The following is a 13,346-nucleotide window of genomic DNA, read 5'->3' as shown; positions in this document are numbered from 1 at the left end:
ACCCCCTCGGAAGGTAGTCCCATGCACCTGTCCCGCAGGCAGTTCACCACCGGAGCCCTGGCCATGGGCCTCCTGGCGCCCCTCACCGGAACCGCCCGCGCCGCGGCGGGTTACGACTACACCGCGCGCGAGACGTTCGACCTGTTCGACCGGACGTTCCACGCGAGCGGCGGCGCCGGGCAGCCGAGCGACACCAACGAGGCCGGCGGGCTCGCCTGGGGGCAGTCGTACGTCCTGGCCGGCTTCATCCGCATGTACGAGGCGTACAAGGACACCTACTACCTGGACCGGCTGATCACCAACATCGACCTGGTGCTGGCCGGCCGCGACTCGGCGCGCGGGGTGACGGACTATCGCGGTCGCTCGCTGCCGGCCTGGCGGGCGACGGCGCCGTACACCGTCGGGACCGTCACGCTGAAAGGCGCGGACGGCACGCCGCTGCTGGAGGTACGCACCTCGCTCACCTACGCCAACGACGCGGTCGCCACCGTCACGGCGGGCAGCTCCGAAGGCCGCTTCACCCTGGAGGTGCGGAACAACCGGACCAACCTGGTCGCCACCTTCCCCGACCTGTCGCTGGACCCGTCGGCGGCGGACTACGCGGTACGCCGGATCCTCGACGCCTTCCCGACACCGACGCGGGTGACGGCCAAGGACCTGCGGCCGTCACCAGCCGGCAACGCGGTGCCCGCGCAGGGGGCGACTCCGTTCGTCTCGCAGCCGGTCGTCTTCACCGTGCACACCGGGATGATCACCTACCCGATGGCGTCGTTCGCCAAGATCGTCCTGCGCGACCCCCGGCTGCTGGCCGTGGCGAAGTACCGGCACAAGGCGATCGAGTACCTGAAGGCGGCGCGGGACGCGGCGGCCGTGCACGACGACGAGTGGCGCCAGACCGACGACGGGTACGGCTACTACGTCTGGAACAAGGGCACCCCACTCGCCTACGACGGCACCGAGCAGCCCACCAACCAGAGCCTGGCACTCGGCCAGACCTACGCCGAACTGGCGGCGGCCACGGGTGACCCGTTCTACCGGGACCGGACCCGGCGGATGGCCCGCATGTTCGCCCGCGAGCTCACGGTGGACGCCGACGACGCCTACGTGTGGACGTACTGGCCCGCGTTCGGCAAAACGTACGCCGGCTTCGCCAAGACCGACGGCGTCTCGGAGTACACCCCGTCCAGCACGCCTGTCCGCAGCATCGAGGACCTCAGCCATGGCGCGATCGACGTCGAGTTCGCCGCCGCGGCCTTCCGCGACAAGCTGTTCTTCAAGGGCCAGGACATGGCCAGGTTCGCGCGCGCGTACAGCAAGAACCTGATCGCCCCGACCGGCGCCGACGGCTCCCCGACCGCCTACCTGCGCGTCGACGGCACGGGCAGCACCACCACCCCCGGCCAGTACCTCCAGGCGCCGCGCTGGATGGCGGTCGCGCAGTGGGACGACGCGGTGTTCACCCACTCCCGTTCGATCTACGACGCCCGTGCCGTCGAGCCGCAGTACGGCTCCTACCTGAGCTGCGTCGCCTACCTCAACTGGCACGCCCGGCGCCGGTAGCGGCCTGCGCGCCTTGGTGGTCGCTGTCATCGGCGCGGACGCAGCAGCGGTCGAAGCTGAACGGCCGGTCGTGCGACTCCTGCCAGATCCGGGCGCTGTACGGATCCTTGGACGCGGGGTTGATCAACCGGGCGACGACGAGCACCACCACCGCCGCGGCGCCCTTCTCGATCAGCGTGGACGCGGCGCTCTGCACGTGGGCGCCGGACACGAACAGGTCATCCACCAGCAGCACCCGCGCGCCGGCCAGGCCGTCGCCTCGGACGCGGAACGCCTCCCGATGCGACCGGCGGCCGGCGAGCACCGGCGCCAGCCGGTCGTCGGCTTCCAGAAGGAGGGGCCGGTGCAGGCGGGCCAGCGCGCCCACCTTGCCGACGACCTGCGGCATGGTGTGGAAGGCCTCTATGGGCCGCTCGGTGCGGGTGCTCGGAACGGTGGCCACCAGGGTGAAGGGCCCGCCGGCCAGGCCCTGCAGGCAGCCGGCGTGCTGCCGGTAGAAGCAGGCCACCGTCGCGGCGAGAAAGTCCGATCGCTTCCGCCTGCCCTCGGGATCTCTTTTGCGGACCACGATGTCGTACAGCTGCGTGTCCTTGGCGGTCAAGGAGATCGGCACCACGTGCTCGGTGTGCCCGTACAGGTGTTCCGTGGTGCGCTTGCAGCTCGCGCAGGTTGCCCAGGGCCCGCCGGTGGCCTCGGAGTTGTTCGGGCCCGAATGACAGATCCGGCACACGCCCGGCTGTGCCGGTGGCACCGGGCGATACAGCGGCAGGAACTCGCGGGTGAACGCCTCGGCGTCACCCATGGTCAGCAGGTGTGCGTTCGAGGGGTCATATCTACGAGATTGACCGCCTGCTGGCACAGGTCGTCTATGTCCTGGACGCCAGTCATGCCTCCCCGGAGACCCGCCCTGTCCACCCACGGCTGTGCCTGCTGGAGCCGCTGGGACACGAACACATACTTGCCGGTCCGCAGTGCCTCCTCGACGTGCCCTGAGGCGAGCCCGCCGTCAGTGCCGTCGACGACGTACAGGGAGTCTGCTAACCCGCAGGTCACGATGCGTGCGAGCGCCGCGGTCCGGTCGGTGGGGGCGGTACCGGGCCAGAACGGGGAGACGATCGCGCCGCAGTCGGCTATCTGCTTGGCCACACTGGCGTACTCGCCGAGCGTGGCCGGCTCCGTGATGCCGCCCGCGAGGACGGCCAGGGTACGGCCACCGGCGGCGAGCGCGGCCTGGTGGACGGCCGCGTCCAGGTCGGTGCGCAGCGGCGCGACGAGGGTCACCCCGAGCTCGGCCAGGGCTCGCGCTGCGGAGGTCGCGTGGCCGGCATCGTGCTCGCCGACCACGGCGACCGCCCGATGGTCCCCGGCCTGGAAGCGGCCGCGGGTCCACAGGAACGGCTGGCGGTCGTAGGCCCAGATCGCGTTGCCGGGGTAGGCGTCATCCAGCACGGTGACGAGATGGACGCCCTCGGCGCCCATGGTGGCGATGAGGTCACGGCCCCAGGAGAGGTCGCCAGTCTGGACGCGGTCGGCGATGGCGGCGGCGTGCGCCTGGTCGTCCTCGTCCCGGCACGCGTAGCCGCCGTCGAGGAGTTCCAGGGCGCTGCCGGCGTCGAGGATGACACGCGCGGTGGAGAACCAGGGCTGGTCATGGGTGGCCTTGGTGAGGGCGAGGACAGCGGCCTGCTCGTCGATCGTGGTCATGGTCATCACCATCTCGAACGTGGTTTCGGTGGTGAACGTACGCGCCGACACCGACAAGGCGGCAACGGGATGCGCGGTTCCCATGGCCTATGGTGCCGAGGTCGCCAAGACGGCACGCCGAGGTTGGCACGAACCGGCTATGCCGTCTTGGGCTGGCATGCCGAGATCCGCCTGGCCACTACTGTCTCGAGCATGGTCGAACACGATCCCCTCAGTGTCACCCGCGATGCTTACGACGCTGCTGCCCCCACCTATGCGGAGTTGTTCCGCGACGCGCTGCGTGACAGGCCCCTGGACCGCGCGATCTTGAGTGCCTTCGCCCAGGTCGTCAGTGCGAGTGGGGACGGTCAGGTCGCGGACCTGGGGTGTGGACCTGGCCATATCACCGCTTATCTAGACGAGTTGGGGCTGGCGGCGTTCGGCGTTGATGCCTCTCCTGCGATGATCGAGTTGGCTCGACAGGCCTATCCGGCCCTGCGGTCGACGTGGGCTCGATGGCCGCGTTGAACATCGCTGACGGCGTGCTGGGCGGCGCACTCTCACGTTGGTCCATCGTCCACACTCCGCCGCAAGAACTCCCCGCCATCTTGGCGGAGTTCCACCGCGTGCTGGCACCTGGCGGCCACCTTGCCCGTCATCATCGAAATCAGAGAACTCGTGAACCGCTCTTAAGATCACTCAAGAACAGCTCGCTACCGGAAGAACTCATTCATGCGCACCATTTACGCCGTCACCCATCCGGAGGCGACGCACCACGTCGAGGGGGTCGTCGGTGGTTGGCATGATTCGCAGCTGACGCCGGCCGGCCTCAGCGCGGCGGCCTCCATTGCCCAGGCGCTGCGGGCCCAGATCCCGGACGGCGCCGATGTGGAGCTCTTCTCCTCAGATCTGCGACGCACCCGGCAAACGGCCGAGAAGGTTGGCGAGCTGTTCGGCGTGACACCGATCCTGGACCGCAGACTGCGGGAGAAATCCTACGGAGAGGCGGAGGGAAGGCCACAGGAGTGGCTGGATCAACGATTCGTGCCGCCGCCGGCTGCCGGGGAGCGCTTGGAACATGACGAGGGCGTGCAGGGTGCTGAGACCAAGGCGGCGTTGGCGCAGCGCATCTACGCGGCCATGGACGAGATCTTGCAGCGCCCCTGCGAACACCAGATCATCGTGACGCACGGTGGCTCCCTGACATTCGTCGTGGCGTCCTGGATCAAGATGCCGATCAAGGCGGTCGGCCATGCCAGTTTCCGGGCGCCCTCCGGCAGCATCACCACACTGCACGAAGACGACTTCTTCCACAGCCGCCAGGTCGTCAACCTCGGTGACACCCGCCATCTCGACTCCGTCAAAGCCGGCTGACCTCTACCTGGCCCACTTCGACGGCCAGCGAGGTGAGGCGCGGTCTCGGTGATCATGACGTTGCAACGCTCTGTGATCACTGAGAAGACCTGTGCCCGGATCATCTTCGAGAAGATGCAGCAGTTGCTGCGCTTTGGCTGTTCTTACGAGGCGATCGCCGACGCGACGTGCTCGGCCACCACGATCCGAAGCCACCGCGGCGAATGGATACAACGGAGCTTCTTTGCCAGGCTCAAGCAGATCGCGCCACCTGCTATTTCAGTGCGGCGTAGGGCAGTAGCACGGAACCTGATGACTCGGCGCCATCAAGTCGAGGTGAGCCGCGTATTCGAGTCGACCGAGATCACGGTAAGCGCGCTCCCACAACGGTTTAAGGTCAGCGAAGTAGCAGCTCGGTCCGTTGACGAAAGTGTCTTTGAGCGCGAGCAAAGCGGTCGCCGGGTATCCGGCATCGAGCCAGCATTCGGCGGCGATGAGCTCTGGTCCCAGCGGTGGGCGGTCCGCGGCCACCGGCTCCCGATCGGCGTACGCATCAGCCGGGGCGAGCACGCCGATACCGTCCGCGCCGGGCTCGTGCCGCCACCCTTCCGGTACGTCAAACGCTATGTCGTACTCGGCGTCCTTCCTGACGGTCGCGCCTTCCCACCACGAACCGGGAAAAGTCCGATCAGGGTCCGGGTGTACGCGGAGTTCGGCGGACAGCCGGTCGACAAGTCTCCGGTCTTTGGCGCGCGCGTCGATGCGCCACTGGTTCTGGGCGAGCCAAACGTCGGCATCGCGCCATGCCGGGGGCTCCGGGTCAGGGTCCTCGTGCCACCGTCGTAGGGCCCACGACAGCATGAACTCCAGACCGGTACGGGTGTCCGCGCCGATCGGGGTCACGCCGTGCTCATGACCGTTGGCCAGGGCAACCGGATGGTCCAGCCGTCCGAGTTCCGGAGCGGGTACCAGCCAGCCGACGCCGCCGCCGTCGCCGAGAGAGCCGAAGGGCACAAACTCCGGCGTGGCGAAATGCGGTAGCGATAACTGCCGGTCCTGGTCGGCGAACTCTGGGTAGGCATCGCAGCCATCGGGCGGGCGGGGAATCGTGGCCAGGTCGAACATGAAGTCGTAGTGGGATACCAGCAGGGTGTAGTCATAGCTTTCGTTCTCTTCGTAGAAGTCGTATGCGTCCTGCCAGGCGATGTCGATCAGCGTTCGGAGCGCGGGCGGAGTGGGGAAGGGGAAGAGGTCGTCAACCCATGGCGGCGGTGTCGAGGCGGTCACGGAACCAGAGACTACCGACCGACATGAAACGCCTAATGTGGCCAGTTTCAACGCACGGGGCGCCTTGCCGAGACATCGATGCTCCCAGAAGACGCCGGCGATGAAAGGACAGGGCATCCCTACCTACCGCGACAACGCGGACCGCACCGCCGACGTCCCCGAGGAGGCATGCCCGCAGACCTGCGAAACGGGTCCAGCAGCGACTATCCGGGACGCCGTTCGCGCGTCACGCGTGTGGGCCTCCAGTACTTCCGTCGGCCGCAACGACCTCAGGACCTGTTGGCGGGATCAGACGATCCTCGTGCGCTCCCACGCTTGAATCACCACGTTTCCAACAGCAGCTTTTCAGCGATCGTTTAATCTTTCGGGGTGGCGGACATACCTGAAGATCTCGCATTGCCTCCTGCCCTGGCCGAGGTGGCCCAGGTCGGCTTCGAGTGGGAATGGGACGAGGAAACCGACGAGTCCCGCGGCTGTGACTTCGAACCGTACGATCGGTTCGAAGAGCCCGACCGGACGGCGTGGTGGTTCCGCCTGTGGACCGGCAACCAAGAGGTCGACGGCGGTGAGTTCCGCTTCTTCGGCACGACCGGGGCGGGTGACTACACCGGCTTCTGGCTGGTACGGCCCGATGCGGCGATCATCGACCAGCCCGTCGTCTACATCGGTTCCGAGGGTGAGCACGGTGTGATCGCCCGCGATCTCGGCGACCTACTCTGGCTGTTCGCCGCTGGCCTAGGCCCCGCCGAGGCCTTCACGGACCCCGACTCCCCGGCACAGCCGAACGAGGCCTTCCATGCGATCGCCGAGCGACACGCACCCGGCCGCCGCCATACCCCCACCCAAATCGTGACCGCCGCACGAGCGGAGTTCCCGCACTTCTCGGATCTCATCGACGCGATGTGCCGCTGAGTGAGACTCCCTTGGCCTTAGTTCAGAGAAGGTGCCCGAGCGTAGGATCATCCGCGTGGATCTGGACGACACCGCCGCCCGGCTCGGGGTACCCGTCGAGGACGTCGACCGCGTGCACCGGCTCGCCGGCGACCGGCCGTCGGCTCCGCTGCCCGCCAAGGCCGACGCGCCCGCGATCCTCCACCGGCTCGCGGTGCGGCCGGACGACGCCGCCGAGATCATGGCGGGCTGGCCCGACCCCGACTCTCCACTGTGGATTCCGGAGCTGCGCTGGCTGCTCGACCGCTCGATCGCCCTGGTCCGCGCCGATCTCGGGGGCCACGGCTGGCTGTCGCCCGGTCCGGAGCTGCCGCGCGAACGGGGCCCCGCCTGGCGGCATCTCTACGTGTACGCGTACCTGGCCCTGGTCGACGTCGTCACGGGCTACCACCGCGACCACGGCATCGCCGATGCCGTGTCGTGGGTGACCCTTGCGGATCTGGGCCGCAACCTCGCGATCGACCGGCGGATGCACCGCGAGGGCTGGCCGGTCATGCAGAGCTGGCTGACGCTGCACGCGCGCGGCGGCATCTACGAGCTGGGCCGGCTGCAGCACCATCGCGGCGGCACCACCATCGACCTGCACATCCCCGAGTCGGGGCCGATGACCCCGGAGGCGGTCGCGGCGTCGCTCGACGCGGCCCGCGTGTTCTTTCCACGCCACTTTCCCGACGAGCGCTACACGGCGTTCTCCTGCGGCTCGTGGCTGCTCGACCCGCAGCTACTGGAGTACCTGCCCGGGGACTCCAACATCGTCCGGTTCCAGCGGAGGTTCGAGCTGGAGCCCTACGAGGAGCCGGAAGGGCTGGACGCCGACGTCGAGGTGCTGCGGTTCGTGTTCCGCACCCTGACCACGCCGCTCGACCAACTGCCGCGCCGCACCGTGCTCCAGCGCGCGATCGTCGACCACCTGAAGGCCGGCGGCCACTGGCGCATCCGCCGCGGCCGCTTTCCGATCTAGCCGGGCCGAGACATCCACAGATCTGCCTCATGATCAATGAGACGTTACTTCATCGATTCTGAGGCACCGCAGTTCAAGGATTCTCTCAGGGAGACCCTGCGGGGATTGACGCTCGTGCAGTTCAGAGATGCATTGTGGGTGCGCAACAGGTGTGGTGCAGAGTGTCGAGCCCCTGACCGTCTCGCGCTGTGCCGAAGCCGTCGTCTGGGCTCCCGGCCGGAAGGGGCGGGCAATCATCCATGCGCCAGCCTTTAATGCTCTGCCGAGGGCACGTCGACGACAGGAACGTGTTCTTCTCGACAGCAGCGGGGCGCCACATCGAAAAGCAGCAGCCGGAGAAGCAGCGACACGTCAGAACCGGCTCCACTCAGGAACCTCGACCCACCTGGACCATGGCCCCTTCACGCAGGAGCCGTCGCCGGGATCCAGGCCCAGCAGCGTGAACGCGTGTCCGATCTTGGCAGCGGTCGGGTCCTCACGGCTTTGGGCCCAGGAGTAGAGGAAGCGGTTCAGCGTCCGCGCCGGGTCCTCGTCAGGGCACGCGTCACTGTCGACGGGATCGCGGCCGACCCATTCACCATCGATGACGTAGCTGCTCTGTGTGCCGCTCTTGGCGTTGAAGTAGACCGCCACGCACCGAGTGCCCGCCGACAAGGGCTTCACCGTCTCGTTCAGGGTGACGGCGAAGCCTTCCGGCTGTACCAGGGCGCATCCGCCCGCGATCTCGGTGACGGCGACGTATCGCAACCCGGCGGTGTAAAAGTCATCGGGGTCCTCCTCATCCTCGGGCGGCCACGGTGCCAGGCGAGGGTGGTGCGGAGCGAACCGCGCGGGGTCGGCCCCCAGGCGCTGTATCGCCTCATCGGCGCTGATTCCCGCGACCAGCGCCAGGCCCATCCCCAGCGCCCACTCCCCGCCCAGGTGAGCCTTGTTACTGAGAAGTTTTTTGCGTTCACGGGCGCTCTGGACGGCAGCTCGATGCTCCTCCTCCAGCGGAACAGCTTCGGGAAGGCCGGCGAACAACGGCGCTTGCGCCCCGGCCAGCGCCAATCGTCCGGCCGACCACCCGCACATCACCTCGATCCACGGGTCGGCCCCGGCGGCCAGCAGCGCCTCGATGGCACCGGCGTTGGCCCACCACACCGCTTCCCACAGCGGGGTACGGCCGTCTTCCCCGCGTACGTTCACGTCACTGGCCTGAGCCGCCAGCGCGGCCACGACATCCTTCGAACCGCGACGGCACGCGGCGATCAGCGGCACGCCCCAAGCCACCGCTGCCGGTGCGCTGGGATCAGTGCCGGTCGCCAGCCACCGCCCGACCTCCCGCATGTCCGTCCAAGCCCAATGGCCGATTCTGTCGAAGGTCATGGCATGCTCCTCAGCGCCTCGATCATCGTGAGCGGACATCCCATGCTAATGATCACGACTCATTTGGGATCGCCATGATCCGGGGCGAGGGTGCTCAGGGCAAGCACCGCCCGAATAGACGTCGAATCGGTCGCATCGTCGCCATGGATCCCGGCTGAAGCACACGCCGCACCTACCGCTCGGACCGGAGCCGAAGAGTCCGATGCCCGATGCGTCCTCGCGTTCGAGTCAGCCGAACTCGCCGTCCTTGGCGCCCTTGATGAACGCGTCCCACTCGCCCGGAGTGAACGTCAGAACGGGCCCATCGGGCTCCTTGGAGTCCCGTACGGCTTGACCACCATCCGGAAGCACCGCGACCTCGACACAGTTGTCGCCGGACCCGGAATAGGAACTCTTTCGCCAGGCAAGGGAAGGATCCATGATCGCCTCCTAGCTAAGTCGATCGATCAATTTGGCTAGGTATGCCATAGATGAGTCTGGGCTGAGGGCCGATGACCGTATGAGGTCGAAGATCAGCCTATAAACGTGTGAGCTCTTCGGGAGTCTCCAGATAAAGGTCACTCGTCGCTGTCTCGATATAGACCACGCTCGGATCACCTGGGTCCGGGAAATTCAAGATCTCAAATGGGCCGTCCATCGCGGCGTGGGCGCCGGCCGAGTCCGGCAGGACCTGCACGTAGATATTCGGCCTGGCGCTCATATCGACGATGTGCCGCAGTTGATCTCGCATCACCGATGGACCACCCACGAGCTTGGTCAGCGCGGCTTCGTCGCTGACCGCCCAGAGGGTGGGTGGCGCCTCGCCAGCCGCGCTTCCGCGCGGCGGCGAATCTGGTCGTTGTCCAGCACCTGGCCGCCTTTGAACATCGCCGTAGCGTAATCCTCGGTCTGGAACAGTCCCGGCACGCGGAGATCCTCATATGTGTTGATCAAAGAGGCTTCCGCTTCGAACCCTGCAAGGGAACCGCGCCAGATGTCCTGATAATTGGCCCACCATCCCTTCTCCCGCGATTGACGAGCCAGCGTCAGAACAGCCTCACGCTGTTGCCGGTGAAGGACTCGCCGCCTCCGCAGGCCGAGCAGCGCCTCTCGCGTGTACGCCGATTGAGGTAGCCAGGAGGCCGCCAGAGGGCGGATGACGGGCGTCTGGTCACGCCGGATGATGAGCAGCCGGAAGATCAACGACCGGCAAGGAGCACAGCAATGAACACCGCCACTCCCGCGAAAGCCCGCCGGATCTGGCTGATGCTCATCGTCGCGGCGGTGTTCGGGGCTGTGCTCGTCAATCCCTATCTCGGGCTCGATGTCGATGACAGCCGGCTCGACGTGAGCAGCGGGCCGCATTATTACCTGCTCGTCGGGCACGTCTTCACCGCGCTGATCGCGCTCGTTCTCGGCCCTCTGCAGTTCGTTCCGGCGATCCGGGCGCGCAGGCGGGTTCACCGGACGATCGGCCGCTGCTATCTCCTCGCGGGGGTGGTGCCCTCCGCGCTGACCGCCGCACCGGTGGCGCTGCTCTCGGGCCGCCTCATCACCCAGATCGGCCTGACGATCCCCGCCGTCCTGTGGCTCCTCACCGGCTTGCTCGCTTTCCGGGCCGCCCGCCGTCGCGACTTCGTACGACACCAGAACTGGATGATGCGCAACTACGCGCTGACCTTCCTCGCCGTCACCTCACGCGTCCTGGTGCCGCTCTTCCTGCTGGCCCAGGTGCCGTTCAGTGACACGGTGAAGGCGGGTTCGATCAGCGCGAACGCTCAGTCCGCGATCCCGATCGGTCAGGTGCTCGGGTGGATCGTCAATCTCGTCGTGGTGGAGTTCCTGATCAGACGGCGCGGATCACGCCTCGCCGCATCCGCGCTCAGTGCGGATGCGCGGAGATAGCTATAACTCTTCCGGTAGTGAGCCACATCTTCAGGTTTCTCCAGAAAGACGTCACCGGCCGCCCCTACCTCCACATAGATGATGCTCGGGTCCCCTGGGGCTTGGTAGTCGAGAATCGCGAACCCGCCGGTCATCGAGGTGTGCGCGCCGACCGCGTCCGGTAGCATCTGGATACCGATGTTCCGACGTTCGGCAATCCGGCACAGATGGTGGAGCTGGTCGCGCATCACGCCTTCGCCAACAGCGTCCGCGGCACCTGTACTCCGCGCCCCGCGGCAGGCGGAGGTCCAAGCGAGGCCAGACCCGGCGCGCACACCGCAATATGCTTGCTTCATGGCGGATACGACGCTCATCACGGTGACACTGCCGAATGACCAGGTCGCCGAACTCAGGAAGCTCACCGACAACGTCTCCGCTTTTGTCGCCGAAGCGGTGGCACGCCAGCTGCGGCACCAACTTCTCGGTGCCGAGCTCGTGCGTCACCAGGAGGAGCACGGGGAGTTTACCGACGAGGAGCTGATCGAAGCTCACGCCAGGATCTTCGGGGGGACGGAGCCCGGCGGTTCGGCGAGCGTGGCGTGATCGAGCACGTCCAAACCGTCGTTCTGGATTCCCAGGGACTCTCCGCCTGATTGCGCAGGACCGCAAGATTCTCGCGATGTTCCATGTGTTTCACACCATGGGCGCCGATCTCGTGGTCGGCGCCAACACCATCGTGGAGGTCAGCCACACGCGGGTGAACGTGCCTCGGCTGCAGTGGGTGCTCTCTCGCGTCAAGGTCGAGCCGGTTACCGAGCGTGCAGCGAAGGCGTCCGCGGAGCTGCTCAAGACGGCAGGTCTGCACGGCCACAAGTATGCGATCGACGCGACGATCGCCGAGATGGCGCTACGCCAGCCCGGTCCTGTCGCCATGCTCACCTCGGATGTCGATGACATGGCTCGATTGTGCGGCCATCGTGTCCGACTGATCGGCATTTGAGTAGGTAAAGGCCGCTGTCCTTCCCATCCCAGCTCGGCATAAGATGATCGGTCGCCCCGCTCGTCCCCCGCCGGGAGGCTACCGACGCTGGCGGGGGAAATCGAGGACGAGACCGCAGCTGTTGAGGATATGCAGTTCCGCGGACACCGGAGCCGGTTCGGTGGGCGACGGAGACCCTGACGGAGCGGTAGCGGCAGGCCTTGTTCCGGAACCAGAACCTGAGGATGACTGACAGCAGTTTTGTCACCTTTCTCCGGTCAGATACGCGTTCTCCAGGCCTTAGCCAGGGCGAGAAAGGCCGAGTTCTCCTCTGGCAGCCCTATGGTGACGCGAACGCCTTCCCCCGCGAAGGCGCGCACTATGACTCCGTTGTCGAGGCAGTGGTCGGTGAAGGCCGTACTGTTCTGGCCGAGCGGCAGCCACAAGAAGTTCGCCTGGGATGTCGGCAGGTCATAGCCGAGAGCCCGGAGTTCATGAGTGACGTGTTCGCGCTCTCTGACCGTGAGGGCGACTCGTCTGGCGACCTCCTCGTGCTCCTGGAGCGCGGCGATCGCGGCCTCTTGGGCGAGGGCGCTGACGCTGAACGGGGTCTGCGCCTTGCGTACCTGGGCGATGATCTCGGGTGCTCCGACGCAGTAGCCGACCCGCAACCCGGCCAGCGCGTACGCCTTGGAGAAGGTCCTGAGGACGACGACGTTCGGCCGGTCGCCGAAGAGTGCGAGCGCGTCCGGTACGGCGGACGGATCGGCGTATTCGTGGTAGGCCTCGTCAATGACGATCAGCACGTGCTCGGGCACCTGGTCGATGAAGGCGCGCAGGGCGGTTTCGCCGATGGGGGTCGATGTCGGGTTGTTGGGGTTGCAGACGAAGACCAGCCGGGTTCGTTCGGTGACGGCCTCCGCCATGGCCTGGAGGTCCTGGACGTGGTCGCGCAGCGGGATCTGTACGGGGGTGCCGCCGGCCACCGTGGTCAGGATGGGGTACGCCTCGAACGACCGCCAGCCGAAGACGACCTCGCTGCCCGGCGTACATACCGTGTGCAGGATCTGCCCGCAGACTTCGGAAGAGCCTGCTCCCACGGCGATGTGGTCGGTGGTCACGCCGTGGCGGGCGGCGAGTGCCTCGAGCAGGCGGCCGGCGCCCATGTCCGGGTAGCGGGAGAGGCCACTGGTCAGCTCGGTGAGCCGGGAGGCGACGTCGGGCAGCAGGCCGTACGGGCATTCGTTGCTGGCCAGGACGACGGCCCCGGGCACTTTGCGGCCCGGTACGTAGGACTGGAGTTCGATCAGGGACGAGCGCACGTGCACCACAGCGGTTTCA

General features: G+C 67.0%; 16 protein-coding genes and 2 pseudogenes. 10 read left to right on the top strand and 8 right to left on the bottom strand.

Going from position 1 to position 13,346, the window contains the following annotated elements:
* Window positions 1-21: 21 nt before the first annotated feature.
* Complete coding sequence (locus tag KLK06_RS47130; protein WP_214642284.1) at window positions 22-1,560, top strand: hypothetical protein; 1,539 nt, start codon at window positions 22-24, stop codon at window positions 1,558-1,560.
* Here KLK06_RS47130 and KLK06_RS47125 read toward each other — a convergent pair.
* Together KLK06_RS47125 and KLK06_RS47120 are read right to left on the bottom strand one after the other, a co-directional pair.
* Window positions 1,535-2,362, bottom strand: a complete 828-nt coding sequence (locus KLK06_RS47125; protein WP_214642283.1) for a hypothetical protein — start codon at window positions 2,360-2,362, stop codon at window positions 1,535-1,537. The genes KLK06_RS47130 and KLK06_RS47125 overlap by 26 nt on opposite strands.
* 2 nt (window positions 2,363-2,364) lie before the next feature.
* Window positions 2,365-3,348 carry a DNA-processing protein DprA gene (locus tag KLK06_RS47120; RefSeq protein ID WP_214642282.1) on the bottom strand — a complete coding sequence of 328 codons (984 nt, stop codon included), beginning with the start codon at window positions 3,346-3,348 and terminating at the stop codon, window positions 2,365-2,367.
* Between the two features lie 108 nt (window positions 3,349-3,456).
* On the opposite strand from KLK06_RS47120, the gene KLK06_RS60750 reads away from it, so the two are divergent.
* From KLK06_RS60750 to KLK06_RS60740, 4 genes and pseudogenes are all read left to right on the top strand, one after another.
* Window positions 3,457-3,771 (top strand): trans-aconitate 2-methyltransferase, encoded by a 315-nt coding sequence (locus KLK06_RS60750; protein ID WP_250907130.1) that lies wholly within the window; start codon window positions 3,457-3,459, stop codon window positions 3,769-3,771.
* Window positions 3,759-4,049: a class I SAM-dependent methyltransferase gene (locus KLK06_RS60745; RefSeq protein ID WP_250907129.1), complete on the top strand. Its 291-nt coding sequence runs from the start codon at window positions 3,759-3,761 to the stop codon at window positions 4,047-4,049. Before KLK06_RS60750 ends, KLK06_RS60745 begins: the two co-directional genes overlap by 13 nt.
* The gene (locus KLK06_RS47110; protein ID WP_214642281.1) at window positions 3,976-4,617 is read left to right on the top strand and encodes a histidine phosphatase family protein; all 642 of its coding nucleotides are present in this window, start codon (window positions 3,976-3,978) and stop codon (window positions 4,615-4,617) included. Before KLK06_RS60745 ends, KLK06_RS47110 begins: the two co-directional genes overlap by 74 nt.
* Window positions 4,618-4,713: 96 nt before the next feature.
* Window positions 4,714-4,863, top strand: a pseudogene (locus KLK06_RS60740) (IS5/IS1182 family transposase); the annotation flags it as partial.
* Between the two features lie 12 nt (window positions 4,864-4,875).
* Here KLK06_RS60740 and KLK06_RS47105 read toward each other — a convergent pair.
* Window positions 4,876-5,883, bottom strand: coding sequence for a hypothetical protein (locus KLK06_RS47105; protein ID WP_214642280.1), 1,008 nt, complete (start codon window positions 5,881-5,883; stop codon window positions 4,876-4,878).
* Between the two features lie 369 nt (window positions 5,884-6,252).
* Between KLK06_RS47105 and KLK06_RS47100 the strand changes: the two genes are divergently transcribed.
* Together KLK06_RS47100 and KLK06_RS47095 are read left to right on the top strand one after the other, a co-directional pair.
* On the top strand, window positions 6,253-6,795 hold the full coding sequence (locus tag KLK06_RS47100) for an SMI1/KNR4 family protein (RefSeq protein WP_308168758.1): 543 nt from the start codon (window positions 6,253-6,255) through the stop codon (window positions 6,793-6,795).
* Between the two features lie 55 nt (window positions 6,796-6,850).
* A complete protein-coding gene (locus KLK06_RS47095) occupies window positions 6,851-7,795 on the top strand; it encodes an acyltransferase domain-containing protein (protein WP_214642279.1) in 945 nt (314 codons plus the stop codon).
* A gap of 351 nt (window positions 7,796-8,146) precedes the next feature.
* Here the strand turns inward: KLK06_RS47095 and KLK06_RS47090 are convergent, their stop codons facing one another.
* From KLK06_RS47090 to KLK06_RS60735, 3 genes and pseudogenes are all read right to left on the bottom strand, one after another.
* Window positions 8,147-9,163 (bottom strand): DUF6461 domain-containing protein, encoded by a 1,017-nt coding sequence (locus KLK06_RS47090; RefSeq protein WP_214642278.1) that lies wholly within the window; start codon window positions 9,161-9,163, stop codon window positions 8,147-8,149.
* Between the two features lie 228 nt (window positions 9,164-9,391).
* Window positions 9,392-9,583: a DUF397 domain-containing protein gene (locus KLK06_RS47085; RefSeq protein ID WP_214642277.1), complete on the bottom strand. Its 192-nt coding sequence runs from the start codon at window positions 9,581-9,583 to the stop codon at window positions 9,392-9,394.
* Window positions 9,584-9,680: 97 nt separating this feature from the next.
* A pseudogene (locus KLK06_RS60735) lies at window positions 9,681-10,069 on the bottom strand (DUF5753 domain-containing protein).
* A gap of 297 nt (window positions 10,070-10,366) precedes the next feature.
* On the opposite strand from KLK06_RS60735, the gene KLK06_RS47070 reads away from it, so the two are divergent.
* Window positions 10,367-11,047 (top strand): DUF2306 domain-containing protein, encoded by a 681-nt coding sequence (locus tag KLK06_RS47070; RefSeq protein WP_214642274.1) that lies wholly within the window; start codon window positions 10,367-10,369, stop codon window positions 11,045-11,047.
* Here the strand turns inward: KLK06_RS47070 and KLK06_RS63340 are convergent.
* Complete coding sequence (locus tag KLK06_RS63340; protein WP_374197196.1) at window positions 10,942-11,274, bottom strand: Scr1 family TA system antitoxin-like transcriptional regulator; 333 nt, start codon at window positions 11,272-11,274, stop codon at window positions 10,942-10,944. The genes KLK06_RS47070 and KLK06_RS63340 overlap by 106 nt on opposite strands.
* A gap of 106 nt (window positions 11,275-11,380) precedes the next feature.
* On the opposite strand from KLK06_RS63340, the gene KLK06_RS47065 reads away from it, so the two are divergent.
* Together KLK06_RS47065 and KLK06_RS47060 are read left to right on the top strand one after the other, a co-directional pair.
* A complete protein-coding gene (locus tag KLK06_RS47065) occupies window positions 11,381-11,629 on the top strand; it encodes a type II toxin-antitoxin system CcdA family antitoxin (protein WP_214642273.1) in 249 nt (82 codons plus the stop codon).
* A gap of 76 nt (window positions 11,630-11,705) precedes the next feature.
* Window positions 11,706-12,026 carry a DNA-binding protein gene (locus KLK06_RS47060; protein ID WP_250907128.1) on the top strand — a complete coding sequence of 107 codons (321 nt, stop codon included), beginning with the start codon at window positions 11,706-11,708 and terminating at the stop codon, window positions 12,024-12,026.
* A 257-nt stretch (window positions 12,027-12,283) separates the two neighbouring features.
* Here KLK06_RS47060 and hisC read toward each other — a convergent pair whose 3' ends face one another.
* Window positions 12,284-13,333 carry a histidinol-phosphate transaminase gene (gene hisC / locus KLK06_RS47055; protein WP_308168757.1) on the bottom strand — a complete coding sequence of 350 codons (1,050 nt, stop codon included), beginning with the start codon at window positions 13,331-13,333 and terminating at the stop codon, window positions 12,284-12,286.
* Between the last annotated feature and the right edge of the window lie 13 nt (window positions 13,334-13,346).

This window comes from Nonomuraea sp. NEAU-A123 (assembly GCF_018603905.1).
In the GTDB taxonomy this organism is placed as follows: domain Bacteria; phylum Actinomycetota; class Actinomycetes; order Streptosporangiales; family Streptosporangiaceae; genus Nonomuraea.
Note: the sequence above shows the minus strand (reverse complement) of the source record. Positions and strands in the feature narration are given on the sequence as shown.

Excerpts from the sequence above, each read along its gene's own strand:
- KLK06_RS47120 (WP_214642282.1), bottom strand. The coding sequence starts at position 3,348 with ATGGGAACCGCGCATCCCGTTGCCGCCTTGTCGGTGTCGGCGCGTACG.
- KLK06_RS47090 (WP_214642278.1), bottom strand. The coding sequence starts at position 9,163 with ATGACCTTCGACAGAATCGGCCATTGGGCTTGGACGGACATGCGGGAG.
- KLK06_RS47060 (WP_250907128.1), top strand. The coding sequence starts at position 11,706 with ATGTTCCATGTGTTTCACACCATGGGCGCCGATCTCGTGGTCGGCGCC.
- KLK06_RS47125 (WP_214642283.1), bottom strand. The coding sequence starts at position 2,362 with ATGGGTGACGCCGAGGCGTTCACCCGCGAGTTCCTGCCGCTGTATCGC.
- KLK06_RS63340 (WP_374197196.1), bottom strand. The coding sequence starts at position 11,274 with ATGCGCGACCAGCTCCACCATCTGTGCCGGATTGCCGAACGTCGGAAC.
- KLK06_RS47110 (WP_214642281.1), top strand. The coding sequence starts at position 3,976 with ATGCGCACCATTTACGCCGTCACCCATCCGGAGGCGACGCACCACGTC.
- KLK06_RS60745 (WP_250907129.1), top strand. The coding sequence starts at position 3,759 with ATGGCCGCGTTGAACATCGCTGACGGCGTGCTGGGCGGCGCACTCTCA.
- KLK06_RS47130 (WP_214642284.1), top strand. The coding sequence starts at position 22 with ATGCACCTGTCCCGCAGGCAGTTCACCACCGGAGCCCTGGCCATGGGC.
- KLK06_RS47085 (WP_214642277.1), bottom strand. The coding sequence starts at position 9,583 with ATGGATCCTTCCCTTGCCTGGCGAAAGAGTTCCTATTCCGGGTCCGGC.
- KLK06_RS47070 (WP_214642274.1), top strand. The coding sequence starts at position 10,367 with ATGAACACCGCCACTCCCGCGAAAGCCCGCCGGATCTGGCTGATGCTC.
- KLK06_RS47065 (WP_214642273.1), top strand. The coding sequence starts at position 11,381 with ATGGCGGATACGACGCTCATCACGGTGACACTGCCGAATGACCAGGTC.
- KLK06_RS60750 (WP_250907130.1), top strand. The coding sequence starts at position 3,457 with ATGGTCGAACACGATCCCCTCAGTGTCACCCGCGATGCTTACGACGCT.